The organism is Streptomyces sp. MZ04, from assembly GCF_004684775.1.
Lineage (GTDB): Bacteria > Actinomycetota > Actinomycetes > Streptomycetales > Streptomycetaceae > Streptomyces.
Genome location: NZ_SRIC01000182.1, coordinates 1 through 17,271, shown reverse-complemented (window position 1 = coordinate 17,271; position 17,271 = coordinate 1). Strand labels below are relative to the sequence as shown.

Here is a 17,271-nt window from a genome sequence, read left to right as displayed (position 1 = left end):
GGCGACCCCCGTCAGGAATGCGACAACTGCCCCGCCCCGCCCCGACTCTGTATGCGCTCCTTGCCGCGCTCCGCGGCCCGCGCCTGCCTGCGGGCCCGGCGACGCTCACGCCGCAGCCTGCGTGCCGTGCTGCTCGGCACCGACACCACCCCGTGCCGCTGGTTGTACACCTGCCGCGTCACCCACACGTCGAGCACGCCCCAGGTGGCGACCACGGTGCTGGCCACACTGCTGAGCACCATCGGGAAGGAGAGCCAGGATCCCGCCACCGCGCACAGGAAGGCGATCATCGCCTGTATCAACGTCAGTGACACGATGATCACGGCGCGCACGGCGGCCGTACGCACCGGATCGGGCAGCCGCCGTCTGCGCGCGGGCTCCTCGATCCACAACTCCCTGCGACTCTCTCGGTGTTCACCGACCTCGCCGTACGACTGCTCCGCAGCCTCGCCGTACGACTGCTCCGCAGCCTCGCCGTGCGACTGTTCCGCAGCCTCGTCGTCCCGACGCCCGCTGTGCTGCTGCTCAGGCGCCCGCCGGCGCTCCGCCGTGCCCATCAACTCGTCACTCCCCCCCGCTGCCCCGCCTGTGCCCCGTGGCCCACTCGCTGAGATGTCATCGGACCCGGTCCCTCAGTGGCTGCCCGGTTTGCTCGGCTTTACGCCACCTCGGCACGGCATGCGGTCTTGGCGCACGCTGTCCCCAACTCCCGTATTCACAGACGAACGAGCGGCCCGGAAGATTCCCGAACGGCTTCGGCGAAGCGAAGAGATCCGGCCAACTGGGCACATCGGTACGGGGGATTGTGCCCAATGGCCTGTGCCACACGCGGGATGCAATCTCCCGTAATGGAGGGACAACTGAGGACGTCCCTTTCGCGTCACGGCTGAAATCCGTCCGGACGCGCCTTCGAGTTGCCCCTGGGTCGGTAGTAGGCTCACGCCGTTTGTTGACGCACATGTGTGCCCCTGGCCATAAGCGCGGCCGCAGGGGGCCGATCTGGGGGAGGCCATGCGCTTTCGCGGGAAGTCCATCCGCCGGAAGATCGTGGCATTGCTGCTGGTGCCGCTCATCTCCCTGACCTCGTTGTGGGGCTTCGCCACCTACGTCACCGGTCAGTCGGCCAAGGACCTCATCGATGTCACGGACACCGTCGAAGAGATCGGCACCCCGATCCACCAGGCCGCCCGGGTCGTCCAGCAGGAGCGCCGCCAGACGCTCGTCTACCTCGCCGACCCCCGTGCATCCGACGCGCTCGCCGCGCTGCGCCGCAGCCGCGCCGCCACCGACGACATGGTCGCCAAGGTGAAGGACAGCGCCGCCAAGCCGGACGTACGCGACGGAGTCACCGGGCAGTCGGCCGACAGGCTCGCCTCGATCATCGACGCCTTCGACGGCATCGATTCGCTGCGCCGCACGGTCGAAGAGGGCACCATCACCCGCGCCGGCGCGCTCAAGATGTACACAAAGCTGATCGACCCCTGCTTCGGCTTCCTGATGACCATCCAGGGCCTCGACGAAGCGCATCTCGACCGGCAGGGCCGCGCGCTCGTCGGAGTGGCACGCGCGCGTGAACTGCTCTCCCGCGAGGACGCGTTGCTCGGCTCCGCGCTCGTGGCCCGCCGGATCACCAAGGCCGAGATCCGGCAGATCGCCGACCTGCGGGCGCAGCGCACGCTGCTGTACGAGGTCAGCCTCGGCCAGTTGCCGGACGACGACCGCGGCCACTACGAGCGCTACTGGAACGGCGCCGAGACGACCCAGTTGCGTGCCGCAGAGAAGGCCCTGGTCGAGTCCGCGGCCGGCGCTCCGCGCGTGGTCACGTCGGCGCGCTGGGACGCCACGGCGGGCAAGGCGCTGAAGGACCTCGCCGAACGCGACGACGCGGCGGGCGGCCGACTGCAGGACCGGGTCGAGCCGGTGGCCGTCGGCGTGCTCATCAAGGTCGGCGTGGCCGGCGTGTTCGGTCTGCTCGCGCTGCTGTTCTCGGTCTTCATGTCCATGCGCATCGGACGCAGCCTCATCCGCGACCTGCGCCGCCTGCGCCTGGACGCCCACGAGGCGTCCGGTGTCCGGCTGCCCGGCGTGCTGCGCCGCCTCGCGGCCGGCGAACAGGTCGACGTGGAGACCGAGGCGCCCCGCCTGACGTACGAGAAGGACGAGATCGGCCAGGTCGGCCAGGCGCTCAACACCCTGCAGCGCGCCGCGGTCGAGGCCACCGTGAAACAGGCCGATCTGCGCCGCGGCGTCTCCGAGGTGTTCGTCAACCTCGCCCGCCGCAGCCAGGTGCTCCTGCACAAGCAGCTCACCCTGCTCGACACGATGGAGCGCAGGACCGAGGACACGGACGAACTCGCCGACCTGTTCCGCCTCGACCACCTGACGACCCGCATGCGGCGGCACGCCGAGGGTCTCGTGATCCTCTCCGGCGCCGCCCCCTCGCGGCAGTGGCGCAAGCCCGTCCAGCTCATGGACGTCGTCCGCGCGGCCGTCGCCGAGGTCGAGGACTACGAACGCATCGAGGTCCGCCGCCTGCCGCGCATCGCCGTCACGGGTCCTGCGGTCGCCGACCTCACCCACTTGCTGGCCGAACTCCTGGAGAACGCCACGGTGTTCTCGCCCCCGCACACTGCGGTGCAGGTCCTCGGGGAGCACGTCGCCAACGGCTTCACCCTGGAGATCCACGACCGGGGGCTCGGCATGGCCGCCGACGCGCTCCTGGACGCCAACCTCCGCCTTGCCGAGACCCCGGAGTTCGAACTCTCCGACACCGACCGGCTCGGCCTCTTCGTAGTGAGCCGCCTCGCCCAGCGACAGCGCGTACGCGTCTCCCTGCAGCCCTCTCCGTACGGCGGGACCACCGCCGTCGTGTTCATCCCCGAGACACTGCTCACGGACGACGTACCGGACACGAACGGCATCGGCTTCCGGCTCGACCGGCCGCAGGGCAAGGACGCCGTGAGCCGCGACGCGGCGGGCGACAAGGCGGCGGCCCTCGGCCAAGTGCCCGTCCAGCTGCCCGGGTTGCCCGCGTCCGTCCTCGACGGTCCCGTCGAGCTGGAGGCACCGGTCGGCATGGTCGACCTCGACGGCTTCCCCGGCGCCCTGGAGGACGAGGACAGCGAGCGCGGCGGCCTCTTCCGCCCGCGCCGCCGCGTCGCCGCGGTCCCCGGCGACGAGCAGCACCAGCAGGCCCGCGACGAGCGGGAGACCGGCCAGCGTGAACCCGTCCGCCCCGACGGCTCGTCCCCGGACGACGACCCCGCGGACGAGGGCCACCCGACGGACCCCGTGCCGCTGCCCCGCCGTAGAACCCCCAAGCTGGTCTCCTCGCACGGCCGACCCGTGACGCAGACCAGGAACCGGGGCACGGCGGCACAGGACGACGATTCCACGGAGAGCCCGGTGGGCCGCCCCCAGGGCGGCATCGCGCCGGAGAACACCCCCGTGGGACGCCCCCAGGGCGGCGCCGCGAACGCGGATCTCCCGGTACGGGACAGCGGCGCCGACCCCGAAGGCCGCCCCGAGCCGGCCGTTCCGGAGCTGCCGAGCCGGCTGCGCGGCCGTATCGCGACGGACGCCGTCGACCTGCCGCGCCGCCCCGAACCGCAGTCCGCCTGGCCCGACCTGTCGCCCCCGCACCGCGACGTCACCGCGGCCGACGGGCAGCAGCCGGAGCTCCCCAGGCGCAGCCGGCGTACCCAGACCCCGGAGCCCTCGGCGGCGTCGACCGACGCCGGACAGGCGCCCACCCAAACTCCCGGCGGACTGCCCCGGCGCGTCCGCCAGGCCAACCTCGCGCCTCAGTTGAAGGGCGGGCCCGACCAGCGCCCGGAGCGCGCGCCGACGGCCGGAACCAGGCCGCAGGAGCGCGACGCCGACGAGGTGCGCAGCCGGATGGCATCGCTCCAGCGTGGCTGGCAGCGCGGCCGTGAAGAGAACGCCGCGGGCGCAGACGCCTCCGACGGCACAGCACCAGGAACGACATCTGAGGGGGACGGTCGATGACCGCACCGAAGGCCGACGCACGCATCGCCATGCCCGGGGGATCGGGGGAACTGAACTGGCTCCTCGACGACCTGGTGCAGCGGGTCGCCAGCATCCGCAAGGCGCTCGTGCTCTCCGGCGACGGCCTGCCGACCGGCGTATCGAAGGACCTGACCAGGGAGGACAGCGAGCATCTGGCCGCTGTCGCCTCGGGGTTCCACAGCCTGGCCAAGGGCGTCGGACGCCACTTCGAGGCGGGCCGGGTCCGCCAGACCGTGGTCGAGCTCGACGACGCGTTCCTCTTCGTCACGGCGGCGGGCGACGGCAGCTGTCTCGCCGTCCTCTCGGACGCGGACTCCGACGTCGGCCTGGTCGCGTACGAAATGACGCTGCTGGTCAAGAGGGTGGGTGTGCATCTGGGTACGGCGCCGCGCACCGGCCTGCCCACGGGAGGGTAGCGGGAGGGCATGAGCGAAGACGGTCAGGGGACGCAGGGGACGCAGGGGACGCATCGCTGGTTCGACGACGACGCCGGGCCCGTCGTGCGTCCGTACGCCATGACACGCGGCCGTACCACCAGTCCGGAGCAGCACCGCCTCGACCTGATCGCGGTCGTCGTCGCCGAGGCCCGCGCCGACGACCCGGAGGCGGACCAGACGCTGTCCCCGGAGCATGTGGACATCGTCGGGCTCTGCCGTGACAGCCCTCAGTCGGTGGCCGAACTGGCGGCCGAACTCGACCTTCCCATCGGCGTGATCCGGGTCCTCATCGGCGATCTCGTCGACGACGAACTGGTGCACGTGACACGTCCCGTACCCCCCGCGGAACTCCCCGACGAGAGTATTCTGCGCGACGTGATCAACGGCCTCCGGGCGCTCTGAACAGCGCGGAAGCGGGGAGTGAGACGTGGCTGGCTGGCAGTTCTGGGTCGACAGGGGCGGCACCTTCACCGACATCGTCGCGCGGCGTCCGGACGGCCGGCTGCTCACGCACAAGCTCCTGTCGGACAATCCGGCCCGCTACGCCGACGCCGCCGTCGCGGGGATCCGCGAACTCCTCGGTGACACCCCCGGTGCGCCTGTGGAGGCCGTCCGCATGGGGACCACCGTCGCCACCAACGCCCTCCTGGAGCGCAAGGGCGAGCCCACCGCGCTGGTCATCACCCGCGGCTTCGGTGATGCCCTGCGCATCGCGTACCAGAACCGCCCGCACATCTTCGCGCGCGAGATCGTCCTGCCCGCCTCGCTGCACGCGCGGGTGATCGAGGTCGACGAACGCGTCACCGCCGACGGCGACGTGCTGCGCCCGCCCGACCTGGAGGCCCTCGAGGGACCGCTCCGGGCGGCGTACGACGACGGGATCCGCTCCCTGGCCGTCGTCTGCCTGCACAGCCATCTGTATCCCGCGCACGAGCGGGCGATCGGCGAACTCGCCGCGCGGATCGGCTTCCCGCAGGTCTCGCTCTCCAGCGAGGTGAGCCCGCTGATGAAGCTGGTCCCGCGCGGTGACACCGCCGTCGTCGACGCGTATCTGTCGCCCGTCCTGCACCGCTACGTCCAGCACGTCGCCGACGAACTGCAGGGCGTGCGGCTGATGTTCATGCAGTCGAACGGCGGCCTCACGGAGGCCGGCACGTTCCGCGGCAAGGACGCCATCCTGTCCGGCCCCGCCGGCGGCATCGTCGGCATGGCCCGCATGTCGCGGCGCGCGGGCTTCGACCGGGTCATCGGCTTCGACATGGGCGGCACCTCCACGGACGTGTCGCACTACGCGGGCGAGTACGAACGGGTCTTCACCACACAGATCGCGGGCGTACGCCTTCGCGCGCCGATGCTGGACATCCACACCGTCGCCGCGGGCGGCGGCTCCGTGCTGCACTTCGACGGCAGCCGCTATCGCGTGGGCCCCGACTCGGCGGGCGCGACGCCGGGCCCGGCGAGCTACCGGGGCGGCGGACCGCTCACGGTCACCGACGCGAACGTGGCACTCGGCCGGGTCCAACCCGCTTATTTCCCCCGTGTGTTCGGCCCGGACGGCGACCAGCCGCTCGACGAGACGCTGGTCCGCGACCGCTTCGCCGCCCTGGCCCGCGACATCCGGGAGCGCACCGGCGACGACCGCACCCCGGAGCAGGTCGCCGAGGGCTATCTGCAGATCGCGGTGGCCAACATCGCCGGCGCCGTCAAGCGCATCTCCGTCCAGAAGGGCCACGACGTCACGCGCTACGCCCTGACGACGTTCGGCGGCGCGGGTGGCCAGCACGCGTGCATGGTCGCCGACTCGCTCGGCATCCGCACCGTCCTCGTACCCCCGATGGCCGGTGTGCTCTCCGCGCTCGGCATCGGCCTCGCCGACACCACGGCGATGCGCGAGCAGTCCGTGGAGGTCCGCCTCGAGCCGTCGGCGATGCCGCGCGTCCTGAAGACCGCCGACGACCTCGAGGAGGCGGCCCGCGCCGAACTCCTCGCCGAGGACGTGCCCGAGGGCCGCGTCCGCGTCACGCGGCGTGCCCAGCTGCGCTATGACGGCACCGACACCACGCTCACCGTCCGGCTTGCCGAGCCGGACGCCATGATCCGTGCCTTCGAGGACCGCCACCGCACCACCTACTCCTTCACCCTGGACCGCCCCGTCGTCGTCGAGGCCCTCTCCGTGGAGGCCACCGGAGTCACCGAGCAGCCGGACCTCTCGGTGCTCGCCGGCGAGGCCCGCCGGGGCACACCGCAGACCGTCCGCCTGCACACGGGCGGTGCCTGGCGCGACGTACTCCTGCACCGCCGCGAGCAGTTGCCGCCGGGGGAGACCGTCACCGGACCCGCGATCATCACCGAGGCCAGTGCCACGACGGTCGTGGACGACGGCTGGCAGGCGGCCATGACGGACGAAGGACACCTGGTCATGGAACGCGTGGCGGAGCCCGAGGGTTCCACCGCGAGCACCGAGGCCGACCCCGTCCTCCTCGAAGTCTTCAACAACCTCTTCATGTCCATCGCCGAACAGATGGGCGCCCGCCTGGAGTCCACGGCCCAGTCGGTCAACATCAAGGAGCGGCTGGACTTCTCCTGCGCGCTCTTCGACCCGGACGGCAGTCTCGTCGCCAACGCCCCGCACATTCCCGTGCACCTGGGCTCCATGGGGACGAGCGTGAAGGAGGTCATCCGGCGCCGCGGCACGACCATGCGCCCCGGAGACACCTACGCCGTCAACGACCCCTACCACGGCGGCACGCACCTCCCCGACGTCACCGTCATCACCCCGGTGTTCGACGCCCCCGGGGAGCGGATCCTGTTCTATGTGGCCTCCCGAGGGCACCACGCGGAGATCGGCGGCATCGCCCCCGGCTCCATGCCGGCCAACAGCCGCACCATCGAGGAGGAGGGCATCCTCTTCGACAACTGGCTGCTGGCGGAAGGCGGCCGGTTCCGCGAGGCCGAGACCCTGGCCCTGCTCACCGACGCCCCCTACCCCTCCCGCAACCCGGCCACCAACCTTGCCGACCTGCGCGCCCAGATCGCCGCCAACCAGAAGGGCGTCGACGAAGTCGCCCGCATGATCGAGAACTTCGGTCTCGACGTCGTGCAGGCCTACATGCGGCACGTCCAGGACAATGCCGAAGAGGCCGTACGTCGCGTCATCGACACCCTCGAAGAGGGCGAGTTCGCTTATCCAACCGACTCGGGAGCCGTCATCCGGGTCCGCGTCGGCGTGGACCGCGAAGCCCGCTCGGCGACCGTCGACTTCACCGGTACGTCGCCCCAGCTCGCCACGAACTTCAACGCGCCCTTCGCGGTGGTCAACGCCGCGGTCCTGTACGTCTTCCGCACCCTGGTGGCCGAGGACATCCCGCTCAACGACGGCTGTCTGCGCCCGCTGCGCATCATCGTGCCGCCGGGCTCGCTGCTCGCGCCCGAACCGCCGGCTGCCGTCGTCGCCGGGAACGTCGAGACCTCACAGGCGATCACCGGAGCGCTCTACGGCGCCCTGGGCGTCCAGGCCGAGGGCTCCGGCACGATGAACAACGTCACCTTCGGCAACGACCGCCACCAGTACTACGAGACGGTGGCCTCGGGATCCGGCGCCGGTGACGGGTTCGACGGCGCGTCCGTCGTCCAGACCCATATGACCAACTCCCGGCTCACCGATCCCGAAGTCCTCGAGTGGCGGCTGCCCGTGCTGCTCGAGGAGTTCGCGGTGCGGCACGGCAGCGGCGGCGACGGGCGGTGGCGCGGCGGGGACGGGGCCGTACGGCGCATCCGCTTCCGTGAGCCGATGACCGTGTCCACGCTGTCGCAGCACCGCAGAGTGGCGCCGTACGGCATGGCGGGCGGAAGCCCCGGCGCCCTCGGCACGGGCCGCGTGGAGCGCGCCGACGGCAGCGTGCTGGCGCTCGACGGCAGCGACTCGGCCGACCTGGGCGCCGGCGACGTACTCGTGATCGAAACCCCCGGCGGCGGCGGATACGGACCGGCCCCGCACGACACGACAGACGCACGTGACACCCCCGAAGCACGTGACACGACAGACGCACGTGACACCCCCGAAGCACGTGCCACCACTGATGCAGGAGAAGCGATCGATGATCTTCAAGCGTTCTGAGCGCGGCAAGGCCCCCGTCGAGCCGGTCACGCTGAAGATCCTGGTGGCAGGAGGGTTCGGCGTAGGCAAGACGACCCTCGTCGGCGCGGTCAGCGAGATCAAGCCGCTGCGCACCGAGGAGTCGCTCACCGAGGCGGGCCGCCCCGTCGACGACACCAGCGGCGTCTCGGGCAAGCGCACCACCACCGTCGCCATGGACTTCGGCCGGATCACGCTCCGCGAGGACCTGGTGCTCTACGTCTTCGGCACCCCGGGACAGGACCGCTTCTGGTTCCTCTGGGACGAGCTGGCCACCGGGGCGCTCGGCGCGGTCGTCCTCGCCGACACCCGCCGCCTGGAGGACTGCTTCGCCGCCGTCGACTACTTCGAGCGGCGCTCCATACCCTTCGTCGTCGGCGTCAACTGCTTCGACGGAGCGTCCCGTTACCCCGCCGAAGCCGTACGCCAGGCGCTCGACCTCGACCCCGAGGTGCCGGTGCTGCTGTGCGACGCCCGCGAGCGGCAGTCCGTCAAGGAAGTCCTGATAGGCGTGGTCGAGCACGCGATGTCGGCGGCCGCGGCGGCCAGGGAGCCCGCGACCACCTGACTCCGTGGACGGCGTCACGGCCCGTACCCCCGCCGACCGGGGTACGGGCCGCGGTCATCCTCGGCTCAGCTCGCGCCGTCCTCGTGCCAGCCGAAGCTCCGCTCCACCGCCTTGTGCCAGTTGTTGTACTCGCGGTCACGTGACTCCGCGTCCATCACCGGCGTCCACTCCACGTCCCGCTGCCAGTGGGCCTTCAACTCGTCCAGGTCGTTCCACACGCCGGTCGCGAGCCCGGCGGCGTACGCGGCACCCAGACACGTCGTCTCGGAGACCCGCGGCCGGATCACCGGAACGCCGAGCACATCCGCCTGGTGCTGCATCAGCAGATTGTTCTTGGTCATCCCGCCGTCCACCTTCAGGGACCGCAACTGCACCCCGGAGTCCTGGTACATGGCGTCGACGACCTCGCGGGTCTGCCAGCTCGTCGCCTCCAGGACGGCGCGGGCGAGGTGCGCCTTGGTCACGTACCGGGTGAGGCCGGTGACGACGCCGCGGGCGTCCGAGCGCCAGTAGGGCGCGAAGAGGCCGGAGAACGCGGGCACGATGTACGCGCCGCCGTTGTCCTCCACGCTCGCGGCGAGGGGCTCGATCTCGTCGGCGCTGCGGATGATGCCGAGCTGGTCGCGGAACCACTGCACCAGCGCGCCGGTGATCGCGATGGCCCCTTCGAGGCAGTAGACGGGCGCCTCGGAGCCGATCTTGTAGCCCATCGTGGTGAGCAGCCCGCTCTTGGAGGGGACGGGCCTGTTCCCGGTGTTGAGCAGCAGGAAGCTGCCCGTTCCGTACGTGTTCTTGGCCGTCCCGGTGTCGTAGCAGGCCTGACCGAAGATCGCCGCCTGCTGGTCGCCGAGCGCGGAGGCGACCGGCACGCCGGAGAGCTGCCCGACCGCCGTGCCGTACACCTCCGCCGACGACCTGATCTCCGGCAGGATCGCCTCGGGGACGTTCATCGCGGAAAGGATCGACTGGTCCCACTGGAGCGTGGCCAGGTTCATCAGCATGGTGCGCCCGGCATTGGTGACGTCGGTGACGTGGACGCCGCCGTCCGTGCCGCCGGTGAGGTTCCAGATCAGCCAGGAGTCGATGGTGCCGAAGGCTATCTCCCCGCGCTCGGCGCGGGCCCGCAGGCCCGGCACGTTGTCGAGCAGCCAGGCGGCCTTGGGCCCGGAGAAGTAGCTGGCGAGCGGCAGACCGGTCTGCTCACGGAACCGGTCCTGGCCGTCCGCGCCGCCCAGTTCGTTGCAGAGAGCCGAGGTCCGGGTGTCCTGCCAGACGATCGCGTTGTGCACCGGCTTGCCCGTGGCGCGGTCCCACAGGACCGTCGTCTCGCGCTGATTGGTGATGCCGAGCGCGCTGAGTTGATCGGCGCGCAGCCCGGCCTTGGCGATCGCCCCGGCGACCACCGCCTGCACCTTGGACCAGATCTCGGTGGCATCGTGCTCCACCCAGCCCGGCTTGGGGAAGATCTGGCGGTGCTCGCGCTGGTCGACGGCGACGATCTCGCCCGCGTGATTGAAGATGATGCAGCGGCTGGAGGTGGTGCCCTGATCGATGGCGGCGACGAACTTCTCGGAGTTGTCCGGCATGGCTACCCCTTGCGTCAGCTTGAGTCAGAAGGCTGCGTTGTAGATGAGACCTGCGAGGGCTCCGCCGATCAGGGGCCCGGCCACGGGGATCCAGGCGTAACTCCAGTCGGATGTGCCCTTGTTCGGGATCGGCAGGAAGGTGTGCACGATGCGAGGCCCCAGGTCGCGGGCCGGGTTGATGGCGTAGCCGGTGGGCCCGCCGAGCGAGAGGCCGATGCCGACGACCAGGAACGCGACGATCAGTACGAGCGTGCCGGACTCGCCGAGGCCCTTGGTCAGACCGAAGGCGAGCAGCGGAAGCACCAGGCCGATCGTCGCGATGATCTCGGAGAGCAGGTTGGCGACCGGGTTACGGATCTCGGGGATGGTGGAGAAGATGCCCAGGGTCGGCAGCGGCTCGTCCACGCTCTGTGCGTCGCTCTTCTCGCCGCGCGGCACATTGGCGTTGAACTGCGCGAAGTAGACGAGGTACGCGAGTACGGCGCCGATCATGGCGCCGATCATCTGCCCGAGCAGATAGATCCAGACCTTGTCCCACTTCTCGGATTCGACGGCGATGCCGATCGTGACGGCCGGGTTGAGATGGCCGCCGGAGAGCGGCGCGGCGGTGTACGCGCCCGCGAGCACGCCGAAGCCCCAGCCGAAGGCGATGACGATCCATCCGGAGGCTTTCGCCTTGGAATAGTTCAGGGTGACGGCGGCGCATACGCCGGCGCCGAAGAGAATCAGAATCGCGGTGCCGATGATCTCACCGACGAAGATGTCCCCATTCGAGTACATGGCGGCTCCTAGGCCCTCGCCCGGGGCGCTGGTCCCCGGTACTCCGTGCAGGGTGCGTTCCCACGACTACTGCCTGGCTACGCCCAGCGACTTCAGCCGAGGGCAGGAGTGTCCCGCGCCCCGCCCGACATCCATGGCGAGCGTGCCGTCGCAGTCGAATCGCCCATGGGGGATGACCCGCTGAACAGGCCCTTCGTGCAGACCCTTCGCGCGTACAGGGGCCCTGAATGGCGCGGAGCCGAAGTGCGGCGATGCCGACTGACACCGGAAGTGTTCACCGATGGTGATGGAGCGTCAAGGTCGCGGACGGCAACGGTTAACCGGCGCGAGACCTTCCTGTGCGCAGACCCGGCGACGGTCCGCCGATGAACGCCGACAGGACTCAGCGCACCGCCAGGACCGAGGATCCGTGCCCGAAGAGACCTTGGTTGGCGGTGATGCCCACGCGGGCCCCCGCCACCTGCCGGGCACCCGCCGTACCGCGCAACTGCCAGGTCAGCTCGCACACTTGGGCGATGGCCTGAGCGGGGACGGCCTCTCCGAAGGATGCGAGCCCGCCGCTGGCGTTGACGGGTATGCGCCCGCCGGGGGAGGTCGCCCCTTCCCGCAGCAGCTTGGCCCCCTCTCCCTCGCCGCACAGCCCCAGGTCCTCGTACCACTGCAGTTCAAGAGCGGTGGACAGGTCGTACACCTCCGCCAAGGAGAGGTCGTCGGGCCCGATGCCCGCTTCTTCGTACGCGGCATGTGCGATGGAGGCGCGGAAGGTCAGGTCGCCCGGCGGCACGGCGGCCGCCGAGTCCGTCGCGATGTCCGGCAGGTCGAGGACGGTGTTCGGGTACGTCGGCGTGACCGTGGACACCGAGCGGATCCGCACCGGGTCCGCCGCGCCGTGCCGCCGGGCGAACTCCATGCTGGAGAGCACGAGCGCCGCCGCCCCGTCGGAGGTCGCGCAGATGTCGAGCAGCCGCAGCGGGTCGGCGACCGTGGCGGACTCGGCCACTTCCTGCGCTGTGACGGTCTTGCGGTAGCGCGCGTTCGGATTGAGCGAGCCCGCGGCCGCGTTCTTCACCTTGACCTGGGCGAAGTCCTCCAGGGTGTCGCCGTGCACGGCCATCCGGCGGCGCGCGTAAAGGCCGAAGTAGGCGGGGTTCGTGGCGCCCAGGACGCGGAATCGGAGCCAGTCGGGGTCGTCGTGGCGGTCCCCGCCCGCGGGCCGGAAGAACCCCTTGGGCGCGGCATCGGCCCCGACCACCAGGACGACATCGGCCAGGCCCGAAAGGATCTGCGTACGCGCCGTGTTGATCGCCTGGGCTCCGGAGGCGCACGCGGCGTACACGCTCGCCACCCGCGCGCCCTGCCAGCCGAGCGCCTTCGCGAACGTCGCCCCGGCCACATACCCCGGATACCCGCCGCGCACGGTGTCGGCGCCGACGATCGAACCCACATCGCGCCAGCCGACTCCGGCGTCGGCGAGCGCGGCGCGGGCCGCCGCCGTGCCGTACTCGATGAAGCTCCGGCCCCACTTGCCCCACGGGTGCATGCCCGCGCCGAGCACCGCCACGTCGCTGGTCATGCGCTCACCCCCACCGGCCGCCAGTACCACGTCGTCCACGTCGTCTCCGCGTCCTCGTTGAGCACGCCGGGGACGACCTCCACCTCCATGCCGACCTCCAGATCGGCGACGGTGACCCCGGGAACCGACTGTCCGAGCACCACCATGCGCTCGGCCTCCAGCTCCACAGCGATCAACGTGTAGGGGCGCCAGGTGAGTTCCGGATCGGACACATAGGGCGCGGGAGGCCGGTAGCGGCTGTCGGTGTACGACCAGACACGGCCGCGCCGCGAGAGCGGCACCTCGTCGAGGTCACCGCCCGAACAGCCGGGGTTGCGGCAGAAGCCGTCCTCGCGGGGGAAGAAGACACAGGCGCATTCCGAGCAGCGCGTGCCCAGAAGACGGAAGTTGTCTCCCTCCCCGGCGAACCAGTCGGCCACCACGGGAGTACGCGTACGCGACAAGGTCCCTCCACGACACTGGATCTGACGGAACGTCAGAAGTGTGCCACGGGCAACCGGATCCCGTCAGTACCGCTGCACCCCCTACTTCCCGACCGCTGCCCGGCTACTTCCCGTTCAGCGACCGCCGTGCCACGGGGAAGTCGAAATAGGTGTCGGGGAACAGCTCGGGCTTGTAGGTGAAGTGCCACCACTCCTCGGGGAGGTTCACGAACCCGACCTCGGTCAGCGCGCCCCGCAGCAGATCCCGGTTGGCCCGCTGCTCGCCGGTGACACGGGGGTCGTCCGTGTGGGAGAGGGTGTCGAAGCAGTCGAACCCCGTCCCCATGTCCACGGAGTTGTCGGGGAAGCGCTCGTCCTGGGGTTCGTAGCAGGGCGTGAGCGCCTCTCCGGGGACGTAGGGGCGCGTGGGCAGGGCGGGCAGCTTCACGACCGTCAGATCGAGCGTCGAGCCCCGGCTGTGCCCGGACTTCGCGGCGATGTAACCGTCCTCGAACAGCCGCGACTTGTCGACATGGGGATAGAACTCCGTCTTCATGCGCTCGTCCCCGAGGTCCTCGGCCCAGCGCACGAACTGATCGACCGCCCGCTGCGGCCGATAACAGTCGTACACCTTCAGGGAGTAGCCCTCGCGCAGCAGCTTCCGCTGCGCCTTGTGCAGCGCCTTGGCCGCCGGCTCGGTGAGGATGCACATCGGCTTCTTGTAGCCGTCGATGCGCTCGCCCACGAAGTTGTGCGGCGTGAAGTAGCGCATCTCCTGGATGACCGTCGGGTCGACATCGCTCAACGCCACGAACTCAGCAGGGGCCTTGGGCTCGGGCTTCGCGTGGGCGGGTGCGGAGGTGGCGGCCACGGCGAGGAGAGCGGTGGCGGTGACGGCGAGATTCCGCGGGGCGGAGGCAATTCCTGTCATGAACCCTGCATCTATCAGGATGAGGTCCCGGAGCGAAAGACCGGAACCAGGGCGATCGGATACAGTCCGCGGCGTGTCCGCATCCCAGCACCGCGCCAACCCCGTTCCGGACTCCCACTGTTCGAGCTGCGGGGCGCCCTACGGGGAGCACCTGCCCGGCTGGCCCCGCACCTGCCCGGCCTGCGGCGCCGTTGCCTACCGCAATCCGCTGCCCGTAGCGGTGGCCCTTCAGCCCGTGTACGACACCAAGGGCACCGCCCTGGTCGTCGTGACCCGCACCATCGCCCCCGCGCGCGGGGGAGTGGCCCTGCCCGGAGGCTTCATCGACGACAGGGAGGACTGGCGGCACGCCGTCGTCCGCGAGCTCAAGGAGGAGACGGGCATCAGCGCGGCGAGCCACGACGTCCGCCTCGCCGAAGCGCTGAGCGCGCCCGACGGCTACCTGCTGCTCTTCGGCCTGCTGCCGGAGCGCCCGGCGGCGGAGCTGCCCCGCTCCGCCCCGACGGACGAGACGGACGGCTGGCACCTCCTCCACCGCCCGGCCGAACTCGCCTTCCCTCTGCATACGTTGGCGGTGCGCGCCTGGTTCGAAGGGCGCTACTGACGCCCGCGCGGGAGCGCCGCCGGCCGTCGCCGGCCGTCGCCGAGGACTACGGGAGCCGTCGCCAAGGGCTACGGGGAACCCTGAGCCACACCCCGGACCGTCACCGGCAGCCCCACATCGCCCGCGGCCTCCTCGCCGTCCCTGCCGTCCCGTTCGACCACCACACGCCCGCCGATCCACCGCGCGGCGAACCGTTCCATCTCCGGCTCCTGCCACCCGTCACCCACGTCCCTGATCACCAGGCCGCCACCGGTACGCCCCGGAGCGGGCGCCCACACCTCCAGCTCGAGCCCGCCGTCGGCGCCCCGCACCGGCAGCACCGCACCGGCCCGCGCGAGCACCGGCACCCGGGAGAGCGGTGCCTCCAGGACCACCCGGGCAGGCCCCTCGTACGCCTTCCCGGTGGCCGTGTCGTACCAACGCCCCCGAGGCAGCCGTACCGTGCGGCGGACCGCTCCCGGCTCGAGCACCGGCGCCACCAGCAGAGAGTCCCCGAGCAGGAACGCGTCCTCGCAGTCACGCAGCGCCCGGTCCTCCGGACTGCCCCACCACAAGGGCCGCACATACGGAGTCCCCGTACGCCGCGCCAGATGCGCGAGCGTCACGAAGTACGGCAGCAGCCGCCGCCGCTCGACGAGCGCCACGCGCGCGTGCTCCAGCACTTCGGGACCGAACTCCCAGGGCTCCCTGCGCCCGGCCCGCAGCGCCGCGTGCGTACGGAACAGCGGCAGATACGCCCCCAGCTGGAACCACCGCAGATACAGCTCGGGCGACGGACTGCCGTCGAACCCGCCCACATCGGGCCCCGAATACGGAACACCGCACAGCCCCAGACCGAGGACCAGCGCCAACGAGGCCCGCAAGCCCGGCCAGCCCGTGGCCACATCCCCGGACCAGGTCCCTCCGTAGCGCTGCATCCCCGCCCACCCGGAGCGCGAGAACACGAACGGTCTCTCCTTGGGATGCAGTTCACGCAGCCCCTCGTACCCGGCACGAGCCATGCCCAGGCCGTACACGTTGTGTGCCTCGCGATGGTCGCCGCCACGCCCCTCCAGCGCGTGCCGGGCCGATCGCGGCAGCGTCGGCTCCCCGAAAGCGGCGAACGAGACGGGCTCGTTCATGTCGTGCCAGAAACCCGCGAAACCCTGCGCCAGACGCTCCTTGTAGAGCCCACCCCACCACGCCCGCACCCGCGCGTCCGTGAAGTCCGGGAACACCGCCTCACCGGGCCAGACGACCCCACGCACCGTCCGCCCGGCCGCGTCCCGCACAAAGGCGTCGGACGTGATGCCGCTGTCGTACACCTCATTGCCCCGCTCGGCCTTCACCGCCGGGTCGACGATCGACACCAGCCGCACACCGTCCTCGAGCAACTCGTCGGCCAGCTGCGGCAAATGGGGATAGGTGTCCTTGTCGACGGTGAACACCTGATGCGCTTCGTAGTGGTCGATGTCCAGGTGGACGGCGTCCAGCGGCAGGCCCCGATCCCGGTAGCCCGCCACGATCCGCCGCACCTCCTGCTCGCCGCCGAAGCCCCAGCGGGCGTGATGGTGCCCGAGCGCCCAGGCGGGCGGCAGCGCCGGCGGCCCCGTCAGCGAAGCCCAGGTGTGCAGCACGCGCGCGGGCGTGCCCACCATGACCCAGCACCGCAGCGGCCCACCGGCCATGCGCACCTCGCACGAACCCGGCCGGTCGTGCCCCGACCCCGCACCCTCCGCGCCCTCGCACACCGCCACCGTCCCGTCCCACGTGTTGTCGTGGAAGACCAGATGGCAGCCGACGTCTGCCACCACCAGCTGCACGGGCATGGTGATGGACAGCGGTCCGTCGCCGGGCCCGAACGCACGCCCGGGGTCGGAGTTCCACAGCCGGTACGTCCCGTCCCGCAGCCGCGGCCCCCGCGCGCGCCCCCCGAGCCCGAAGAACCGTGCGTCCGCCGCCACTTGTGACCGCTGGAACCAGTGCGCCCCGCCCCCGTCGTCCGGTTCCCACCAGCGCGGCGGCAGATCACGGCGCAGCATCAGACCACCGGGCGTGCGCAGCTCGACGGCACCGAGCCGCGAGACGACGACCGTCGCCCGCTCCGACACCACCCGCCAGCCGCCCTCCTTGTCGGGCTCGAGGACGGCCCGCGGATCCGCCTCGGGACTCCCACTCACCCTGTCTCTTCTACACCTCGCCGCTGCCGACGAATAGCCATGTGTAG

The 17,271-nt window shown here is 71.1% G+C and carries 13 protein-coding genes; 6 read left to right on the top strand and 7 right to left on the bottom strand.

The features are described 5' to 3' along the window. Positions 1 to 11: 11 nt before the first annotated feature. Complete coding sequence (locus E2651_RS29385; protein ID WP_135334275.1) at positions 12 to 557, bottom strand: hypothetical protein; 546 nt, start codon at positions 555 to 557, stop codon at positions 12 to 14. Between the two features lie 454 nt (positions 558 to 1,011). On the opposite strand from E2651_RS29385, the gene E2651_RS29380 reads away from it, so the two are divergent. The 5 genes from E2651_RS29380 to E2651_RS29360 are packed head-to-tail and all read left to right on the top strand — an operon-like array spanning position 1,012 to position 9,169. Further along, entirely contained in the window at positions 1,012 to 4,008 is a 2,997-nt protein-coding gene (locus E2651_RS29380) for a nitrate- and nitrite sensing domain-containing protein (protein ID WP_135334274.1), read from the top strand. Then, positions 4,005 to 4,445, top strand: a complete 441-nt coding sequence (locus E2651_RS29375; protein ID WP_135334273.1) for a roadblock/LC7 domain-containing protein — start codon at positions 4,005 to 4,007, stop codon at positions 4,443 to 4,445. Before E2651_RS29380 ends, E2651_RS29375 begins: the two co-directional genes overlap by 4 nt. A 9-nt stretch (positions 4,446 to 4,454) precedes the next feature. Further along, a complete protein-coding gene (locus E2651_RS29370; protein WP_135334272.1) occupies positions 4,455 to 4,868 on the top strand; it encodes a DUF742 domain-containing protein in 414 nt (137 codons plus the stop codon). Positions 4,869 to 4,893: 25 nt separating this feature from the next. Beyond that, positions 4,894 to 8,583 (top strand): hydantoinase B/oxoprolinase family protein, encoded by a 3,690-nt coding sequence (locus tag E2651_RS29365; RefSeq protein WP_135334271.1) that lies wholly within the window; start codon positions 4,894 to 4,896, stop codon positions 8,581 to 8,583. Beyond that, positions 8,564 to 9,169 (top strand): ATP/GTP-binding protein, encoded by a 606-nt coding sequence (locus E2651_RS29360; protein ID WP_135334270.1) that lies wholly within the window; start codon positions 8,564 to 8,566, stop codon positions 9,167 to 9,169. Before E2651_RS29365 ends, E2651_RS29360 begins: the two co-directional genes overlap by 20 nt. A 65-nt stretch (positions 9,170 to 9,234) precedes the next feature. Here the strand turns inward: E2651_RS29360 and glpK are convergent, their stop codons facing one another. The 5 genes from glpK to E2651_RS29335 all read right to left on the bottom strand — a co-directional run bounded on the left by glpK (position 9,235) and on the right by E2651_RS29335 (position 14,461). Then, positions 9,235 to 10,755, bottom strand: coding sequence for a glycerol kinase GlpK (glpK, locus tag E2651_RS29355; protein ID WP_135334269.1), 1,521 nt, complete (start codon positions 10,753 to 10,755; stop codon positions 9,235 to 9,237). Between the two features lie 24 nt (positions 10,756 to 10,779). Then, complete coding sequence (locus E2651_RS29350) at positions 10,780 to 11,535, bottom strand: MIP/aquaporin family protein (protein ID WP_135334268.1); 756 nt, start codon at positions 11,533 to 11,535, stop codon at positions 10,780 to 10,782. A 382-nt stretch (positions 11,536 to 11,917) separates the two neighbouring features. Continuing rightward, positions 11,918 to 13,108: a lipid-transfer protein gene (locus tag E2651_RS29345; RefSeq protein ID WP_135334267.1), complete on the bottom strand. Its 1,191-nt coding sequence runs from the start codon at positions 13,106 to 13,108 to the stop codon at positions 11,918 to 11,920. Then, entirely contained in the window at positions 13,105 to 13,530 is a 426-nt protein-coding gene (locus E2651_RS29340) for a zinc ribbon domain-containing protein (RefSeq protein WP_135334276.1), read from the bottom strand. The genes E2651_RS29345 and E2651_RS29340 overlap by 4 nt, the downstream gene beginning before the upstream one ends. Positions 13,531 to 13,654: 124 nt before the next feature. Continuing rightward, on the bottom strand, positions 13,655 to 14,461 hold the full coding sequence (locus E2651_RS29335) for a M15 family metallopeptidase (RefSeq protein WP_135334266.1): 807 nt from the start codon (positions 14,459 to 14,461) through the stop codon (positions 13,655 to 13,657). 73 nt (positions 14,462 to 14,534) lie between these two features. Here E2651_RS29335 and E2651_RS29330 point away from each other — a divergent pair, with 73 nt between their 5' ends. Beyond that, positions 14,535 to 15,065 (top strand): NUDIX domain-containing protein, encoded by a 531-nt coding sequence (locus E2651_RS29330; protein ID WP_135334265.1) that lies wholly within the window; start codon positions 14,535 to 14,537, stop codon positions 15,063 to 15,065. 68 nt (positions 15,066 to 15,133) lie between these two features. On the opposite strand, the gene E2651_RS29325 is transcribed toward E2651_RS29330, so the two are convergent. Further along, entirely contained in the window at positions 15,134 to 17,224 is a 2,091-nt protein-coding gene (locus E2651_RS29325; RefSeq protein WP_245239322.1) for a glycoside hydrolase family 31 protein, read from the bottom strand. Positions 17,225 to 17,271: the final 47 nt, after the last annotated feature.

Bases quoted from the DNA above. Each gene is read 5' to 3' on its own strand.
- E2651_RS29335 (WP_135334266.1), bottom strand. From the start codon at position 14,461: ATGACAGGAATTGCCTCCGCCCCGCGGAATCTCGCCGTCACCGCCACC.
- E2651_RS29350 (WP_135334268.1), bottom strand. From the start codon at position 11,535: ATGTACTCGAATGGGGACATCTTCGTCGGTGAGATCATCGGCACCGCG.
- E2651_RS29385 (WP_135334275.1), bottom strand. From the start codon at position 557: ATGGGCACGGCGGAGCGCCGGCGGGCGCCTGAGCAGCAGCACAGCGGG.
- E2651_RS29360 (WP_135334270.1), top strand. From the start codon at position 8,564: ATGATCTTCAAGCGTTCTGAGCGCGGCAAGGCCCCCGTCGAGCCGGTC.
- E2651_RS29380 (WP_135334274.1), top strand. From the start codon at position 1,012: ATGCGCTTTCGCGGGAAGTCCATCCGCCGGAAGATCGTGGCATTGCTG.
- E2651_RS29375 (WP_135334273.1), top strand. From the start codon at position 4,005: ATGACCGCACCGAAGGCCGACGCACGCATCGCCATGCCCGGGGGATCG.
- E2651_RS29370 (WP_135334272.1), top strand. From the start codon at position 4,455: ATGAGCGAAGACGGTCAGGGGACGCAGGGGACGCAGGGGACGCATCGC.
- glpK (WP_135334269.1), bottom strand. From the start codon at position 10,755: ATGCCGGACAACTCCGAGAAGTTCGTCGCCGCCATCGATCAGGGCACC.
- E2651_RS29345 (WP_135334267.1), bottom strand. From the start codon at position 13,108: ATGACCAGCGACGTGGCGGTGCTCGGCGCGGGCATGCACCCGTGGGGC.